The 17,606-nt window shown below is 41.2% G+C and carries 17 protein-coding genes; 11 read left to right on the top strand and 6 right to left on the bottom strand.

Annotated elements, in window-relative coordinates:
* Positions 1 to 411 (bottom strand): hypothetical protein, encoded by a 411-nt coding sequence (locus LPA26_RS13775; protein ID WP_229008787.1) that lies wholly within the window; start codon positions 409 to 411, stop codon positions 1 to 3.
* Between the two features lie 170 nt (positions 412 to 581).
* On the opposite strand from LPA26_RS13775, the gene LPA26_RS13770 reads away from it, so the two are divergent.
* Both LPA26_RS13770 and LPA26_RS13765 read left to right on the top strand, forming a co-directional pair.
* On the top strand, positions 582 to 1,169 hold the full coding sequence (locus tag LPA26_RS13770) for an energy transducer TonB (protein WP_229008786.1): 588 nt from the start codon (positions 582 to 584) through the stop codon (positions 1,167 to 1,169).
* 1,723 nt (positions 1,170 to 2,892) lie between these two features.
* On the top strand, positions 2,893 to 3,354 hold the full coding sequence (locus LPA26_RS13765; RefSeq protein ID WP_229008785.1) for a hypothetical protein: 462 nt from the start codon (positions 2,893 to 2,895) through the stop codon (positions 3,352 to 3,354).
* A 172-nt stretch (positions 3,355 to 3,526) separates the two neighbouring features.
* On the opposite strand, the gene LPA26_RS13760 is transcribed toward LPA26_RS13765, so the two are convergent.
* The gene (locus LPA26_RS13760) at positions 3,527 to 4,132 is read right to left on the bottom strand and encodes a TetR/AcrR family transcriptional regulator (protein ID WP_229008784.1); all 606 of its coding nucleotides are present in this window, start codon (positions 4,130 to 4,132) and stop codon (positions 3,527 to 3,529) included.
* A gap of 222 nt (positions 4,133 to 4,354) precedes the next feature.
* Here LPA26_RS13760 and LPA26_RS13755 point away from each other — a divergent pair, with 222 nt between their 5' ends.
* Positions 4,355 to 4,657, top strand: a complete 303-nt coding sequence (locus tag LPA26_RS13755) for a hypothetical protein (RefSeq protein WP_229008783.1) — start codon at positions 4,355 to 4,357, stop codon at positions 4,655 to 4,657.
* Positions 4,658 to 4,836: 179 nt separating this feature from the next.
* Here LPA26_RS13755 and LPA26_RS13750 read toward each other — a convergent pair whose 3' ends face one another.
* The 3 genes from LPA26_RS13750 to LPA26_RS13740 all read right to left on the bottom strand — a co-directional run bounded on the left by LPA26_RS13750 (position 4,837) and on the right by LPA26_RS13740 (position 9,682).
* Positions 4,837 to 7,890, bottom strand: a complete 3,054-nt coding sequence (locus tag LPA26_RS13750) for an efflux RND transporter permease subunit (RefSeq protein WP_229008782.1) — start codon at positions 7,888 to 7,890, stop codon at positions 4,837 to 4,839.
* Positions 7,887 to 8,996, bottom strand: a complete 1,110-nt coding sequence (locus LPA26_RS13745) for an efflux RND transporter periplasmic adaptor subunit (protein WP_229008781.1) — start codon at positions 8,994 to 8,996, stop codon at positions 7,887 to 7,889. Before LPA26_RS13745 ends, LPA26_RS13750 begins: the two co-directional genes overlap by 4 nt.
* Before the next feature lie 74 nt (positions 8,997 to 9,070).
* Positions 9,071 to 9,682: a TetR/AcrR family transcriptional regulator gene (locus LPA26_RS13740; protein WP_229008780.1), complete on the bottom strand. Its 612-nt coding sequence runs from the start codon at positions 9,680 to 9,682 to the stop codon at positions 9,071 to 9,073.
* Between the two features lie 83 nt (positions 9,683 to 9,765).
* On the opposite strand from LPA26_RS13740, the gene LPA26_RS13735 reads away from it, so the two are divergent.
* Positions 9,766 to 11,253, top strand: coding sequence for an efflux transporter outer membrane subunit (locus LPA26_RS13735; RefSeq protein ID WP_229008779.1), 1,488 nt, complete (start codon positions 9,766 to 9,768; stop codon positions 11,251 to 11,253).
* A 158-nt stretch (positions 11,254 to 11,411) separates the two neighbouring features.
* Here LPA26_RS13735 and LPA26_RS13730 read toward each other — a convergent pair whose 3' ends face one another.
* Positions 11,412 to 12,326 (bottom strand): LysR family transcriptional regulator, encoded by a 915-nt coding sequence (locus tag LPA26_RS13730; protein WP_229008778.1) that lies wholly within the window; start codon positions 12,324 to 12,326, stop codon positions 11,412 to 11,414.
* Between the two features lie 299 nt (positions 12,327 to 12,625).
* Between LPA26_RS13730 and LPA26_RS13725 the strand changes: the two genes are divergently transcribed.
* The 7 genes from LPA26_RS13725 to LPA26_RS13700 are packed head-to-tail and all read left to right on the top strand — an operon-like array spanning position 12,626 to position 17,460.
* Entirely contained in the window at positions 12,626 to 13,075 is a 450-nt protein-coding gene (locus tag LPA26_RS13725; RefSeq protein WP_229008777.1) for a cyclophilin-like fold protein, read from the top strand.
* Between the two features lie 39 nt (positions 13,076 to 13,114).
* Positions 13,115 to 14,182 carry an alpha/beta hydrolase gene (locus tag LPA26_RS13720; RefSeq protein WP_229008776.1) on the top strand — a complete coding sequence of 356 codons (1,068 nt, stop codon included), beginning with the start codon at positions 13,115 to 13,117 and terminating at the stop codon, positions 14,180 to 14,182.
* A 32-nt stretch (positions 14,183 to 14,214) separates the two neighbouring features.
* Positions 14,215 to 15,396 (top strand): MFS transporter, encoded by a 1,182-nt coding sequence (locus LPA26_RS13715; protein WP_229008775.1) that lies wholly within the window; start codon positions 14,215 to 14,217, stop codon positions 15,394 to 15,396.
* Complete coding sequence (locus LPA26_RS13710) at positions 15,393 to 15,647, top strand: LexA family transcriptional regulator (protein ID WP_229008774.1); 255 nt, start codon at positions 15,393 to 15,395, stop codon at positions 15,645 to 15,647. Before LPA26_RS13715 ends, LPA26_RS13710 begins: the two co-directional genes overlap by 4 nt.
* The gene (locus LPA26_RS14375) at positions 15,625 to 16,452 is read left to right on the top strand and encodes a Y-family DNA polymerase (protein WP_370634386.1); all 828 of its coding nucleotides are present in this window, start codon (positions 15,625 to 15,627) and stop codon (positions 16,450 to 16,452) included. The genes LPA26_RS13710 and LPA26_RS14375 overlap by 23 nt, the downstream gene beginning before the upstream one ends.
* Positions 16,449 to 16,934, top strand: coding sequence for a DUF4113 domain-containing protein (locus LPA26_RS14370; protein WP_370634385.1), 486 nt, complete (start codon positions 16,449 to 16,451; stop codon positions 16,932 to 16,934). Before LPA26_RS14375 ends, LPA26_RS14370 begins: the two co-directional genes overlap by 4 nt.
* 58 nt (positions 16,935 to 16,992) lie before the next feature.
* On the top strand, positions 16,993 to 17,460 hold the full coding sequence (locus tag LPA26_RS13700; RefSeq protein WP_229008773.1) for an RDD family protein: 468 nt from the start codon (positions 16,993 to 16,995) through the stop codon (positions 17,458 to 17,460).
* Positions 17,461 to 17,606: the final 146 nt, after the last annotated feature.

The following is a 17,606-nucleotide window of genomic DNA, read 5'->3' as shown; positions in this document are numbered from 1 at the left end:
TTAGCACTTAATAAAGTCACCAGAGTAAATTAAGCCTATACCTGCTGGTAGATCAAGAACAGATGACCACAAGACTCCAGCTAAGGTCCACTTAAACTTTTGGCTCGTATCCAATTGCCCACTATAAAAGATATGAAATAACATACTCCATTCAACAGCTCGAATTGGCAGCAAAATTAAGAAATAAGAGAAAACGAAATATTCGTCTTTGAGAGATACATTCAAGAACTCTAATCCCATCACTACTAGACTAAAAAATAGACCAAATACGAACCCTAGAAGCAATTTAGCAAAACCAACTTTAATTACTGACTGAGATGAGTTAAGTCTTTTATTGATGAAGCTAGCTGCAATCACATAACCAACTAACTTTATAAATGTGAATACCAGAACTGAATAAGTGATATCCATAATCCACCCTTATTTTTAACTCACACCAGTTTACCTCACCCAAAACAAAAAAGACCCAAGGCGTTAACCTTGAATCTCTCATAATGTACTACTCACCTAAAATAACAGTGACTGTTTTCGCCTGAATAAATCTATACTTTAGTAATGCTTAAATAAAATAAAGATTAAAAATGAACAGCTCTAAGTCCGAAAATTGTAACAATCTTAAACACAGCATTTTGTTTATATGCTTATGCTATTCTATTTTTGCTTTTGGAGGATCTACACCCGAATTCGATAAGACAAACTCAAATGCATTAGAGATGCCGACAAATCAAGAGGAAAAACTTAAAAAAGTATTTGAAGAATATAAAAAACTATTTCCCATCGCCACTAATTTACCAAATACAGAGGAAGCCAAAAAGGAATTCAAACCACCTAAAATAATATCCAGTAGTACACCTACCTATCCAGATTCATTAAGAAGAAGAGGAATAGAAGGGGAAGTATATGTTGCTTTGTTAGTAGATGAACAAGGACGAGTAATTGATACTTTTATTGTTCAGTCATCGAATAAAAACTTGAACGAAGCGGCAGTTCAGTGTGTTATGAGTTGGCAATTTTCTTCAGCGCTAGTTAGCGATATTCCGAAAAAGTCAGTAGTAATTGCACCTATTACATTTCAGATAAATCAGGGAAATTCCGATGCTAATAATGGCTCTTCCACAAGCCATCGCCCCATCAATTCTGTATTGCCAAATTTACAATATCTTCCATAGACCAATATTCAAAAAACAAAAAAGACCGAAGCGGTTAAACTCGAGCCTCTCACGATAAAATGCCCACCTACAATCGAGCCTGAATATCAACGACTAGACACTCCGCCCGGACAACTCCAGACTGCCACCCCAATCCAACATAACGGCCAACGATTACCACAGGGATTACCGTCGTATTAGCCAGCCCCTGATTGCTTGACTATGCCTCAAGGCGAGCGAGTATGGGCAGAGTTTGGGGCTGCAGGTAAAATTGATGCGGACTGAAGTGGAAAGTGAGAGTCGATGAAGTGACGAACTTATAAAGTGGTGCTTTATTTAACAAAACTCAATGCAAACATCGCAATAACAACAAAAATATTCAGGTAAGAAAGATAGTAAACGCACTTCCCTAAAAGACTATTTTCTTTCCTTATGTTTTTCATTACGTCCATATAGGAACCTCTCCTAAAGTAATCCCTTTTGCTGAAAGGAATACAGCAAAGTAATTGAAGAACAATCCCTATCGCAACAATACTGAAAAGAACGGTTGTTAAATTTTTTATGCTCATGTGTTAAATCTAGCTTTGCTAGTTGAGAAAAATTACCAGAACATCAAACACAATTTCAACTTCGCACCTATTCAGACAAGATAAATTTCCACTCTCAAATCAACATAACGACCATTATCTTTGCTGGATTGCCGTTCTCTGAACCCAATTACTTACCCAGCTCTGCAAAAGGTGTTATAGCTTCTATCTCATAAATAACTTCAGGAACGTACCAGTCGTTATTACCATCCACACGCAAACAGTTAAAGACAAAAATATTATTAGTCTGTCACTTTTGGGTATGTTTGTGTCTTCAATGTAAGTATAAGAATTAGAATCATGTGAAACCTCCTGTTTGTGCAAACCATGCTTAATCATGAAGTAAAAAGAAATGAGGATAAAAAAAGATGGAATGTACAACATAAAAAACTTTATTAAGGGAACATGAGATTTGACGAACAGTATATTTAGTATAAAAGTAAAGATTACAGTAGCAATCGAAAATCTAGACTCATTCTTCTTCTGTAAAAAAGTATGTGTATTTTGCTGGCTCATATAATTTTATTACTTCGCTCGTATTCACAAAGTATTCATAGTTTACCTTACCCAAAACAAAAAAGACCCAAGGCGCTAACCTTGAGTCTCTCTATAAATGGTGGCCCCTCTGTGAGTCGAACATAGCACCAACGGATTATGAGTCCGGCGCTCTAATTAAATAATTTAGCAATTGAGAAAAGAAAAACGGCTCACATTTCTGCAAGCCGTCTTTTGTATTTTGGTAGGGTGTGCGGGGATCGAACCCACGACAAACGGATTAAAAGTCCGCTAACCTACCACTTTCCTAGTTAACATTGTTTCAGGCTAAAAATAACTGATCGATATTCTGTTCTGAAGCTTCAACCCAATGGAATCTTTATTGACCAGTGCCCACTTTCATCCTCTCGGGCGCACCATATATAAAAGCAAAGCCAAGATAGTGATTACTAACTTGGCTTTTTTTGTGCCTAATTTGCGCCCATCCTGTGCCCAACATGTGCCCAGGTTTTTTATCTTCTAGAGATACTCTTTAATTTTGACCATTGCAGCTCGTGCCCAGCATTAAGATGAACCTCAAGCATCGAAGCAGGATAAGTAGATGCAGATTGCATTGGTTACCTGTTACCTGACTCCATTTAGATAACGGCCAGTGTATTGCAGTGATTACATACACAAATGCAGCCTGTGATGAAATTAAAAAAAGACTTGAGTTTGATCCGTTAGTCGAAGTTTCAACCATTCATTCCTTTGCTTGGAGCCTAATTGGTGGTTTCAATAGTGATATAAAGTCTTGGCTACGCATTAATTTGGCGAATGAAATTAATGAATTACAAGAAGCAGCGTTAAAGGGGCGACCTGGAACTAAGACTGCTATCGAACGCGAAAGATCAATTGCTAGCAAACAGCGCAGGCTTGTAAGAATTGAGACAACTCACAAATTCATCTACAGTCCGACTAGTGATAATCGTGGTAGAGACTCATTAAATCACGCAGAAGTTATTGCCATCACTGCTAATTTTTTATGTAATAAACCCATTCTTCAAAGTATCTTAATCAATCGATTTCCTGTTCTTTTTATTGATGAAAGTCAGGACACCAACAAATCCCTTATATGTATTTAAATAAACACAAGACACGTATTAAGTTTAGTTACTGTACTTCGTAATTTTTAACTAATTTTTCAAACCGTTTATATTTCTGGGTTTCCATGGAGTTAAATAGTCGACGTATTTTGATCTAGTAGTAGTTGCAGTGCTTTAAATTATGCAACAGGTAAAAATTTTGATATTCCAGCTATAAAGTCATGTTCATTTTCAATGGGATTAGAGCAAGATCAATAGTGTTCTTGAGATTCTCCATTGATGATCCATCCTTTGAGCGCATGGCCAAACCATTAATGACCATCAGATAAAATTCCGCTAACTCTTCAACATCAACGGTACTCTTCAATTGGCCAATCTCTACCGCTTTACGAAATCTTTCGATAAGTAAATTTTTATACTGTTGCCTCAGGGACTTCACCTCTTCAACTATATGGGAATGTTCCGGTGTCGAATTGATTGCTGAAGTCATGATCAGACAACCATTCGGGGTGTCAGGATTTCTACTAAGCCACGCGCTTTCTTTCAGCAACTTAGAAATGGCAACAAATACATCCGTTTCAGATTCAAGGGCTTTTAAAGGCCCTTGTTCAATCATTTCTTTATAAGCATTCAACGCCTCTAGGAATATTGCATCCTTATTACCAAATGCAGCATACACGCTCGGTCCCTTGACCCCAATGGAATCAATAAGATCACCCATGGTGGTGCCTTCATAACCTTTGTCCCAAAAAACATACATTGCCCGTTGCAGAGCTGCCTGTTTATCAAAAGTTCTTGGTCTACCAGCTGGCGCCATGAGCTTCCCCATTAAAAAATGAATAAATATATAACCCATATTACATATTTAATAAAGAACTCACAACTATTTATCAAAAAAATTCAATTCTCGATCAATTATGGTATTTATTTACCCATAGGTACATATTCTTGTTGACAAGCTGATTGGCTTAAATAATAATGTAATCCAGGTTACATTATTCATGTGGCTTAATTAATCAACTTCTCAAAAGGAATTTTTATGACTTCAGCCTCACTTCTCAAAACTACCATCGTCGCTTCAATGCTTGCAGTTTCAAGCATGGCTATCGCTGCTGATAGCACTTTCCAATCTGAATTTGTTAACAAAACATTATTAGGAAATTGGAAACCGCAAACAGTATCTTCCAACGATCAAGTCAAGAGTGTTGACGCTTCAAAGGATCGTTTTATGGACAACATTCTGGGTAGATTCAAAATTATCACTCCAGCAACAAAAGTTGCTAATCTTAAAATCGATGATTCATTGAAGCGCTACACAGAGCAATTTGAGCATACGAATTAATTAAAACCATCTTCTTAATTTGCATATCCACCCCATAGTTGCCTATGGGGATTTTTTTGCCTATTTTATGAAAAGACCGGCATAGTATTTTCATGCCGGTCTTGATTAACCAATGTTCAAAAGCTCAGAATAAAACTTCATCTTAAATTGGTCATGACTTTAGTAAGTGCATTGTTGGTTTATGCGCCTTTCTTTATCTTGAACCAGATTGCATACATAGCAGGTAGAAAAACCAAAGTTAAAACAGTCCCTGCTAAAGTGCCCCCAATCAAAGTGTAAGCAAGGGTTCCCCAGAATACTGAATGCGTTAATGGTATAAAGGCAAAAATAGCCGCCAGAGCAGTTAAAATGACCGGCCTTGCCCTTTGTACTGTCGCTTCGATAACTGCATCAAATCTTGTCATACCTTCGCTTAGATTATGTTCAATCTGCCCAATCAATATAAGCGTATTCCGCATCAAGATTCCAGATAGAGCAATAAGTCCGACCAATGTATTAATCCCAAAAGGTTGTTGAAAAATGATCAGCGTTGGGACAACTCCAATCAGCCCTAAAGGACTGGTGGCAAAGACCATCATCATCGCTGAAATAGAGCGCACTTGCAGAATAATCACGACTAAAGTTAACGCAATCATGATTGGAAACAATGGCAATAAAGCTTCTGTTGCCTTAGCAGACTCTTCGATGGCTCCCGCCTCATCAATCTTGTAACCCGATGGGAGTTTAGAAATAATAGGTTCTAACTGCTCCTTAATCTTGGTAGAAACATCCGGTGGCTGTAACTCCTCCGAAATGTCCCCTCGAACAGTAATAGTTGGTGACCTGTCACGACGCCTTAAAGTCGAATCTTCCATTTTGATTTCGACAGTACCCACTTGCGACAACGGCACTTTCTGTCCAGCAGATCCAACCAGAGTAAAACCATTAATAGCGCTCGGATTAAGTCGTATATTTCCAGCGGCACGTGCTACCACTTGTACGGTCCTGATATCTTCGCGAACAGTAGTAATGGGTAACTCGCACAATAAAAATTGTAGTTGTTGTGCAACACTATTTGAGGTGAGTCCAACTGCCTCGATACGATTTTGATTGAGCGTGAAGTGTAAAATGGGTGCTTTTGCGCCCCAATCGGTATTGACTGTGCGCATCATCGGACTAGCCTTCATTACTTGCTGAACCTGATATGCAATTTCCCTTACTTTCTCGGTATCAGGTCCAGAAACACGGAAGGCCACTGGAAATGGAGAGTATGGTCCAAAAACTAATTGGGTGACTCGAACACGTGCTTCAGGAGCAAGTCCGTCACTGATAGCCTTTCGTAAACTTAATTTTAAAGCTTCCCGCTGATCCTGCGAGTCAGTTCGAACTACAATTTTGGCGAACGAAGGGTCTGGGAGTTCTGGAGACATTGCCAGGTAAAAGCGAGGCGCTCCCTGACCAATATATGATGAAACAATTTTTGCCTCGTCTTGTTTTTTGAGCCACTCCTCAACCTTTGCTGTTGCCTCGCTTGTTTGCTCAATTGAGTTTCCATAAGGCATTTGAACTTCAATTAGTATTTCAGGCCTGTCTGAAGTAGGGAAAAACTGTTTCTTTACCAGACTCATGCCAAGAATGGCGGTTACAAAAGCGCCGATAACAATGATAGTCACTAACCATTTTCTTTGTATGACAGTACCCAGTAAGCGTCTAAAGCGATTGTAATTAGGAGTACTGTAAATTGCCTGATGACCGCCCTCAATCATTTTTATATCTGGCAACATTTTCACGCCTAGATAAGGCGTAAAAATAACAGCAACAACCCAAGATGCAATGAGAGCAGTACCCACAATCCAAAACATATTGCTTGTATATTCACCTGCTGTCGATCGTGCAAACCCGTTAGGCATGAAACCAATGGCTGTCACTAATGTTCCGGACAACATAGGTGCTGCAGTATGGCTCCAAGCGTAAGCTGAAGCTGCGACACGGTCGTAACCTTCTTCCATTTTTACTACCATCATCTCGATGGCTATGATGGCATCATCAACTAATAAGCCAAGCGCTAAAATTAATGAACCTAATGTAATCCTGTCAAAGTTTTTACCAGTGGCAGCCATTACTACGAACACTACGGCTAAGGTCAAAGGAACAGCAGCCGCAACGACAAATCCGACTCTCCAGCCCATACTGATAAAACTTACAATCATCACAACAAGTAAAGCCACAAAGAACTTGACCATGAACTCATCAACCGAAGATGAGATATTGACTGCCTGATCGGTTACCTTAGTCAAACCAATACCTAAGGGAAGCTCAGCATTTATGGCTGATACTTCAGAATCGAGTGATTTACCCAGTTCAAGGCCATTCCAACCATCCCGCATTACAATGCCTAACAGAACAGACGGTTTGCCATTATTACGAACCATGAATGTAGCTGGATCCTCGTAGCCTCGCTCAACAGTAGCAATATCTGATAGTTTAATCGTGCGATCTTTAGCAGAAATTGGCGTGTCTCGTATTTTCTGAAGCTGGTCAAATGCCCCATCTATCCTCACAAATACCTGCGGGCCATTTGTCTCAATTGAACCGGAGGGAGTAAGCGCATTTTGACTGTTTAATGCGGCAAAAATTGATTGTGGTGCTATGCCTAAAGTAGCGAGGCGCTCATGCGAAAATTTAATGAAAATCCGCTCTGGCCTTTCGCCGATGATATTCACCTTTTTAACGCCAGGAACATGTAATAGTTTTTGCCGAAGCTTTTCTGCATCCCGAACAATTATACGATGAGGCTCAGTTGGGGAGGTTAGTGCGAAAAGAGCGAATGTTACATCTGCATATTCATCATTTACTAGTGGACCTATAACACCTGCAGGTAAGTTTTTTATCTCATCGCTGATTTTTTTTCTGGCCTGATAAAACTCCTCTTGTACTTGGGATGGTGGAGTGCTATCTAGTAATGTAACCGTGGTGAAAGCTAACCCAGGTCTAGTACTCGTTTCAGTTCTATCATACCAGCGAAGCTCTTGCATTCGCTTTTCGAGTTTATCTGCAACTTGATCTTGCATTTCCTGGGCTGTAGCCCCTGGCCAAGCCGTAATAACTGTCATGATTTTGACAGTGAAGGGAGGGTCTTCAGCTCTTCCCAATTTAAGAAATGCGATTACACCGGCTACAGAAATTAAAAGGATCAAAAAAAATGTTATTGAGCGTTCGCGAACTGCGAGAGCTGATAGATTGAATGCGCTCATTTAGCATCTCCAATGACCGCAGGTTTGATAGCTTCATTACTTTCTAGCCTGACATGATCTCCTTCATGCAAGAGATGTGCTCCAAGCGTTACTAACAAACTTCCAGCTGTTAAATCACCTTCAATTTGTGCAAAGTTATCGTCTAAGGAAATTATCTTCACAGGTTTCCATTTCACCTGTTCCTTATTAATCAACCAAAGACCTGGTCCCCTACCAAAATCGTATATAGCTCCGAGAGGAACTTGAAAAATACTTTTTGAAGCATAGATGTTGTGCGGAAGTTTAATGGTGACTGTTGAACCCAACGGAGCATTCTCTAAACTGCCTTGAAGGGTATATCTAGCTTCAAAGGTTCTGGCAACAGAGTCTGCAACACTTGAAAGTTGTCTGAGCTTAGCTGTCGAGAATCCTTCACTGCCATACAGTTTTGCATTACCGGTTGAGCCTATTGCAGGTCTCAAGGTTTCTGGAAGATACACAACCGCTTCTCGTTTTCCAGCATGTGCAATTCGAACTACAACCTGCCCTGCCGTTACAACTTGCCCCGGCTCAGCCATTGTTTCCATAACAACGCCGTCAGCATCTGCCACTAACAATGCATAGCTAGAGAAGTTTCCAGCAACACCTGCTTGGGCTTGGGCTGCTTTTAGTTCAGCTTTTGCGCTCGCAGCAGCGGCTTTGATCTTATCGTAATTGGAAGCAGATAAAGCGCCAGCCTCCACCAAACCTTGGTTTCTGATTTCATCTTCAGTTGTCTGGTCGGATTTTGCCTTCGCCGCAGCAACCATCTCTTGCTTGGATTGCATCTCCAGGAGTAAATCCTTGGAGTCGATTCGCATAAGGGGTTGACCTGCTTTGACGGATTGACCTGCATCTACAAGTCGCTCTAAAACTTTCCCGGATACGCGAAAACCTAAATCACTCTGAACCCTGGCAGCAACCGTCCCCGTGAAACTATTTGGATTGAACTGCGCTAATTGAACAGTCCCCACACGAACAAGTGGAGGTTGAACTCTAGGGTCAGGATTATTTTTTTCTGCGCAACCAAGAATAGCTAAGGAAACAATTGCCATAATGGCAATTTTAAGACGATAAACACGAAGCATAAAAACACCCCCCAAATAAAGTTATGGGGGTGATTTTCATACAAGTGACTATTTTAGTCAATAGTCACTAATGATTAAGGAGCTAAGCTTCTCAATATTAACGCTGAGAGTAAACCGGGCGCCTCTTTAACGAGATCCAGGTTGTGCTGCATCAGTAAAGGATTTATAAATCCTTTCATCGTCAGATAAATTGACTCTACAGTTTCATCTAGAGGCGTTTTTCTTTCAAAATCCCCAGACTCTCGCCCTTCGCGCAAAATAGCTTCTAGAATGTTTTTTATTTCACCTTCGTAAACAATCGTTGGTGGCCACTTTTCACTTGCAGCGTAAGTGACTATTTCATAAAGCTTATAATCCTGAAAAAATAATTCCAGCCCAGAGTCAACTAACCCATTGAATAGTATCCTAAATTTCATTGGCGGTGAGGTGGATTCTTTCAACTTGCTATTCACGCTAGCCATTATTGAATCTAAACACCTAGCACAAATGACTTCGCCGATGGCCTGTTTAGATTCAAAAAATTTGTATACATAAGCTTTCGAAAATCCAATTGATTTTGCCAAATCTGAAACCGTGGATTTGCCATATCCGTATTGACTGAAGTGTTGGTTAGCTGCTTCGACAATTTGGTCGCGCACATCATGGTCAACGGGACCCCTAGCATTATTCGAAATGATTTTTTTCATATGAGTACGATACCTGTACATTAATAATTTGACAACTTGTGACCAAATGATAATATAGTCACAAATTATTCGGGTGAGATTTTATGTTGATCAACAGGTTTTCTAAAATTGTATTTTTTGCGGTTAGTTTAGCTGCTTGTGCCGTTGGCCCTGAATACCAAAAACCGAAAGTAACACTCTCAAATGAATATAGTGATAAAAACAAAGTTGAGCAACGTGCAGCCGCCACAAGCACTAACTTGGAAACATGGTGGGATGGATTTAATGATCCATTGCTCACGCGGTTTGTCTTACTTGCGTTTGAGAAAAATCTTGATCTGGCACAATCTACGGCACGAATTAATCAAGCGAAATCGGGACTCAGACTAGCAGATATTGCTTTATTACCCTCTGGTAATTTGTCAGCAACTGCGGCAAGAAATCACCAATCTCTTGAAACCCCATTAGGCCAATTATTGAATGCCACACCCAACTTCAATAGAAACGTCAGTTTTTATGAGACAAACCTAAGCGCATCATGGGAAACCGACCTATTTGGCGGTTTAAAACATGAACAAGAAGCAGCAATAGCGGAGTATCAAGCTTTTGAAGCAAGTAAGATAGCAACTCGGCTTTCAGTAGCTGCGCAAACGGCTGATCTGTATATCAACATTCGTAATTTACAAAATCGGATTGATATAACACGGCAACAGCTTGAGAAACAAAAGAAACTTCTTTCAATTGTAGATATATTGAATAGGAGAGGCTTAGCTGCAAAACTAGAGGTTTATCAAGCTGAAAGTGCCGTCTCACAAACTCAATCACAAATACCTGCACTAGAAGCTAATTTGGACATGAAAATGAATGCCTTGGATGTAATCCTTGGGGTGTCTCCAGGTACATTCAGATCTGAGCTTTCATCTAAGCAGGCAATTCCAACCCCTCCACAAATATCGTCTATCGAAAATCCGTCTGATCTATTGAGGAGAAGGCCTGACCTAATAGTTGCAGAAAAGCGCCTAGTAGCTAGTAATGCAAGAATTGGAGCTGCTATATCTGAATACTATCCAAAGCTCTCAATTACAGCATTAATTGGAAGTGCAACCGCCATTTCATCAGGTAATTTATTTAGTAGCAATGCCAATCAGGCAACCGGTGTACTAGGTTTAAGATGGCGTCTATTTGATTTCAAAAGAATTGATGCTCAGGTGTCTGTTGCTAAAGGTGTCGAGGCAGAGTCAATTGCAAAGTATCGGCAGTCAGTATTACGAGCCACCCAGGATGTGGAGGATTCATTTACCACCCTGATAAACAACGAAGAGCAAACATTAATTTTAGGACAAGCAGAGACTTCATTGTCGAATGCGCGTAACTCAGCCTTTGCAGCTTATGAAAAAGGTACTGTAAGTCTTATGGAAGTGCTACAAGCTGACGAAAGTTTATTGAAAATGACTAATGCAAAAGTTCAAGCTCAATCCGAGTCTGCGCGCGCCGCGGTTGCTGCATTCAAATCGTTAGGGGGTGGGTGGGATTTTGCAGCGGCGGCGGCCAGCTCTGAAAAAAATGTATCTTTGGTTACATCACCAAATTAGGACTTATTTCGAAACCACCAATGCCATTCTGAGTCTTCTTATTTACGAGAGTCCAAAATAAAAGTAGATGATGAATTCAAAGTTTGCTAAAAATGTCCCAACCATAAAAGAATTACACATAAATATTAGATACCACATGCCCGCAAAGCATAAAGATCTTAACTGCTAGATTTAGGCGCACCACTCAGCCTTAACGACTCTATTACCAATTTTAATGCGGGAGTTTGTTGCCTTCGATGTGGATAGTAAAGATGAAACCCGGGATACTCTATGCTGTAATCTTCGAGTACCTGAACTAAATACCCCTGTGCAATATCTACCCCAACCAAATCGTGGGGAATATACGCGATGCCCAAATTGGCACGAACAGCATCCAAAATATGATACGTTTCATTAAAAACCCATTGGCCATCAACTTTTATTTTGATTTCCAATCCATCTTTTTCCATTTCCCAAGAATAGATACCGCCTTGCGTTGATAATCTGAAACCAATGCAATTGTGTTGTGATAAATCTTTAGGACTATACGGCACTGGATGTTGATCAAAATACTCGGGAGTTGCCACCACCACCATTTTCATCGGCTCACTAATTCGCACGGCAACCATACCGTCCGCTACCTTGTTGCCTAAACGTACACCAGCGTCAAAACGTTCAGCCACAATATCTACAAAACCACTGTTAGCTGTTAATTCAATATTGATATCAGGAAATTTTTTGGTTAGTGGTGCCAATTTAGGCAATAGAATTTCTTTAATGGCATGAGCACTGGCATTAATTCTAAGTGTTCCTGCGGGAGAGTCTCTTAAACCGGTGAGCAGCGAAAGCTCATTATCGATATGGTCAAAACTAACACTGACAGTCTCTTGCAATCTTTCTCCTGCAAGGGTAGGCGAAACACTGCGCGTAGTTCTATTTAGCAAAAGCATTCCTAAACGTGCTTCCAAACCCCTCACAGTATGGCTCAAGGCTGACTGTGAAACACCCAATTTCCCTGCGGCTTTGGTAAAGCTACCCTCCCTCACCACCATAAGAAATGCATACAAGTCGTTATAGTTTTCCTTACCAATCATACTCACACCCGTTTTGTTTTAAAACAAGCATATATACACCCAAGTCTAGGTAAGTATATTCATGAGTGATTTTCATAAGTCTAAGCTGTCTTGAGTGACTAATTCTAGAACACTAATTTGATTAGAATAGCTGTAACCAATTGAATGGTTGCGAATATTTTTTTTGTAAAAACTCATGAATATAGATCCTTTTAAATATAACCAATTGTAACTTATATTGAAAACTAATCAATTTAGCGAAAGAGGTGAATGTGAACCAATTAAATAACCGTGTCCGTAATTGTTTTTTTGGAGGCTGTATGACGGCAATGCTGACGCTTAGTTTTAATGCTTTGGGCCAAGATGCAGTCAATGCAAAGCAAAATCTAACCTCAGGGAGCAATGCAATGAAAATTCTTATACAAATTGAAGGCCATCAGCAGCAAGTGATAGCGATTTTAAATAAATCACCTGCAACACTCGATCTAATGAAGCAACTGCCACTCACTTTGGAACTGGCTGACCATGCTGGTACTGAGAAAATTGCATATACGCCTCGACCACTTTCCACCCCAGTCGATGCAGACAGGTATGAAGGAAAAGCTGGAGACATCACTTATTACGCCCCATGGGGCAATCTCGCCATTTTCTACAAAGACTCTGAAGTGGGTAAGGCTGACGGCCTTGTTTTTCTAGGGAAGTTGGATTCAGTTCCTGAAGTTCTTTCTCAACTCAAAAAAATAAAAGTACTGATTACTAAAGTGAAGTAATCAGTTTCAACCCTTCAATAACTATTCGGAGAAATCAAAATGAATTTTTTCAAACGCAAAAAATTTTTAGGGATACTGACGGCCATGACAATTCTAACAACAACAGGAATACTTTCTTCAACACCCGCAATTGCGGCCGATATGTCCAATGGTGCAGCCAATTTCTACAAAAGCGACAAAGTCACCGTAATAAAAGTCAGATTTAAGAATCAGTACAACATGAAAATCGTTGGCAATCTTTTCTTTCCGAAAGGGATGGATCAGAGAAATAAAAGTCCTGCCATTATTGTGGGTCATCCTATGGGAGCGGTGAAGGAGCAAAGCTCAAATCTTTACGCCCAAAAGCTTGCAGAGCAGGGATTTGTTGCATTAGCGATCGATAACTCTTTTTGGGGGGAAAGTGACGGAAAACCACGCAATGCAGTCCTGCCAGATATTTATTCAGAAGCCTTCAGCGCCGCTGTCGATTTTCTGGGAACAAGAGTATTTGTAGACAGGGAGCGTATAGGAGTTCTTGGTATATGCGGTAGTGGTAGCTTCGTCATCAGTGCAGCGAAAATTGATCCCCGCATGAAAGCCATTGCAACAGTAAGCATGTACGAGATGGGCGCAGCCAACCGTAATGCACTCAACCATTCGCAAACCCTTGAACAACGCAAACAAATCATTGCAGAAGCCGGTCAGCAACGTTATGTAGAATTTACGGGCGGTGCAATTAAATACACAGGCGGGACGGACCATAAAATAGACGCAAATACGCACCCTATTCAACGTGAATTTTATGATTTTTACCGTACGCCACGTGGTGAATTTACGCCAGCGGGATCTTCACCTGAGCATACAACCCACCCCACACTATCCAGTAACACCAAATTCATGAACTTTTACCCTTTCAATGACATTGAGACGATTTCACCTCGTCCCATGTTATTTATTACAGGTTCAGAGGCGCATTCTAAAGAATTCAGTGAAGAAGCCTACCGCCTTGCAGGGCAACCAAAAGAGCTCGTCATCGTTCCCGGTGCAGGTCACGTGGATTTGTACGACCGCGTTAACCTGATTCCGTTTGATAAATTGTCAGCATTCTTCAAAGCTAACCTTAAGTAATTACTTTATTTAGGAATGAATTAAAAATCTCTATGACAACTACGGCTTTCAATACCACCCCTGAAAACAGGCAGGGCTGGAGCGGTGTGTTTGCGATGTCACTTGGGGCATTTGCCCTGGTGGCATCGGAGTTCATGCCGGTTAGCCTATTAACCCCGATAGCAAGTGACCTTCACAGTACCGAAGGTCAGGCTGGTCAAGCGATTGCGATTTCAGGTGCATTCGCTTTGGTGACCAGCCTCTTTATCTCATCGCTAGCAGGAAAATTGGATCGTAAAATCCTGCTTTTACTACTGATGTTGTTAGTCATCATTTCAGGAACTATCGTAGGCATTGCGCATAATTATGGTGTGTTTATGGTGGGGCGGGCGCTGATTGGGATTGCTATTGGAGGCTTCTGGTCTATGTCGGCCGCAACGGCCATGCGACTCGTTTCGAAAGACAAAATCCCAAAGGCGCTTGCAATCGTTAATGGAGGAAATGCCTTAGCTACAGTCATTGCCGCGCCTTTAGGAAGCTATTTGGGCGGTATCATTGGTTGGCGTGGTGCTTTTTTCTGTGTGGTGCCAGTTGCAGTCATTACATTCTGTTGGTTGTTAATTAGCTTACCTGGCATGAAGCCTATGAATAAATCAGCAACAGGAAACATCTTTAAACTAATGATGATGCCTCAGGTAGCGATTGGCATGGTAGCGGTGAGCATCTTTTTCATGGGCCAGTTCGCACTATTCACCTACTTGCGCCCCTTCTTAGAGAGCGTAACACATGTGGGGGTCACTACACTTTCGTTAATGCTTCTTGCGATGGGAGTTGCAGGCTTCGTCGGTACGCTTTTGATTGGTGCCTTCTTGGAAGATTCGCTGTATAGAACCCTTATGATCATTCCATTATTGATGGCAATCATCGCAATAGCGCTAATTATCTTTGGGTATTCAGTACTAATAACAGCACTATTACTAGGAGTTTGGGGATTGGTAGGGACTGCAGCCCCTGTAGCTTGGTGGACATGGCTTGCTAAAACACTACCCAACGATGCAGAAGCAGGTGGTGGATTATTTGTGGCAATCATCCAACTTGCGATTACCACTGGTGCAACGTTCGGTGGCATCTTGTTTGATCTGAGTGGATATCGTGCTACTTTTTGGATGAGCGCATCGTTATTAATCACTGCAGCAATACTTGCATACTGGACATCTCGCATCAAGCTTAGATGATTGACGTTGGAATCTATCCCGGCTCAAAACTTATTGTAAATAAAGCATTAGGACCGAAAGCCAAGTCTTCCAATATTGTGATTGCTATTGTGGATGGCGAATATGTAGTGAAGCGCTTATATAAACGATTCAAAATCGTGCGCCTTTTATCAGAAAATAAAGCTAAAGCGTATCCACCCATTGAGTTCTCGGAAGGCCAGGAGCTGATGATTTGGGGTGTCGTGCAGCATGTTATTACTTCCTTTACTTAGTAACGTATTCAGACGGGTTTTCGCACTCGCTGATGTCAACTCAATGTATGCCTCTTGTGAAGAGGTATTCCGTCCTGACATTCGTGGCAGGCCCGTTGTCGTCCTATCTAATAACGACGGCTGTGTCATTGCACAGAACAAGCTTGCCAAAGAGGTTCTGGAAATCTACATGGCTAAACCCTTCTTTGCAATCAAAGAGGCTGCAGAAAAACTTGGCACGGTTGTGTTCTCATCGAACTACGAGCTATACGCCAACATGAGCAACCGGTTCGCGGCCATTCTTTCCAGATATTCTCCTCATATCGAAAAATACTCAATTGATGAGACTTTTCTGGAAATGACAGGTATGAATGTCGATTACACCGATTACGGCCACAAAATGAGAATCGATGTCTGTGACTCAGTCGGATTACCAATTTGTGTTGGTTTTGGCTACAGCAAGACGCTGGCGAAACTGGCAAATCATTGCGCCAAGAAGCAGGCTCGCTGGAATGGGGTTTGTGACCTGACCAGTGTCACAGATGCTGAGCTGGATACCCTCATGCAAGAACTTCCAATCTCCAAAATATGGGGCATAGGAAGTCGCATGGAAAAGCGCCTCAATGCAGTTGGCATCCATGACGTGTTACGACTGAAGCGTGCAAATCCCAAGCGTATACGCGATCACTTTGGTGTATTGGTGGAACGCATCGTAAAGGAGCTGAATGGCGAGGTGTGGCTAGAGATGGAATACGAGCTGCCTGAAGCTAAACAAGTAATGAGTTCACGGTCATTTGGTGAGCGATTTCCACCATGGAGAAAATGAAAGAGGCAATTAGCTACCATGCATCGATGGCTACTGAAAGAATGCGGAAGAAGAATTTATATGCCAATGGCGTCTATGTTTTCATGATGAATAGTCCACATGACAAGGCAGTGTTTTGTTCCAGCAGCTTGTCCGTAGGTTTACCAGCTCCCACTAACTCGACACTGAAAATTAATGAGATGGCACAGGCCATACTTCAGAGAACCTTTCAGCCTGGTGTTTATTATCAGAAAGCCGGAGTAATGTTGCTGGATACAGTGCCGGCAGGCGGCCGTCAAACCGATCTGTTTGGTTTTACAGAGCGAGATGAGAAGGCCGAGTCGCTGATGAATGTCATGGACAAGATCAATAACAAATTTTCTAGAGGGACTATCTGGCTTGCCTCTGAGGGTGCTGATGAAACTAAGGATTGGTCGATGCAGCGTAACTTTAAGAGCCCCAACTACACCGGGGACTGGAATGAATTGCTTGAAGTACGATAATTTACATTAGCTCTTATGTAAAATTATTGGAAATTAACTAAAAATAAAGGGAGTGGATATGCAAGCTGAAGATTTGGAATATGTAGGATTCTGGCCGCGTGTAGGCGCAGTTTTGATTGATACGATTTTGGTTTTTATGGTTATTGGACCAATCCTCACAGCATTCTATGGTGACAAATACTGGTCTACTGAGGGGCTTTCACAAGGGCCAATGGATATATTGTTATCCTATCTATTTCCAGCTGTAGCAACCGTGATTTTCTGGGTAACAAGACAAGCCACACCGGGAAAAATGGCGATTTCAGCAAAGGATGTAGATGCCAGAACTGGCCAAAGCATGACTACCGGTCAATCAATTGGTAGGTATTTCGCATACTTTGTTGCAATGATTCCATTCATGCTTGGAATCATTTGGGTAGGAATTGATGCACGTAAACAAGGTTGGCATGACAAACTCGCAGGTACTGTTGTTGTACGCCAAAAGAAAAAGCAATCAAGCAATCCAGTTACCTTTGAAAGTAATTAAACTGCTCTAAATAGAGTGATTGAAGCCCCTGGTTACGGGGCATTTTTTCATGACACTTAATAGGTCTAAGCTAGAGGAATGCAATTAAGTGATTCAATACAACGACTTTACAGCGTTACTGAATCGGAAATAGAAATGCTCATATC

Source organism: Methylophilus sp. Leaf408, assembly GCF_916856905.1.
Classification (GTDB): domain Bacteria; phylum Pseudomonadota; class Gammaproteobacteria; order Burkholderiales; family Methylophilaceae; genus Methylophilus.
The sequence above is the reverse complement of the archived record's forward strand: the minus strand, read 5'-3'. Positions and strand labels throughout refer to the sequence as shown.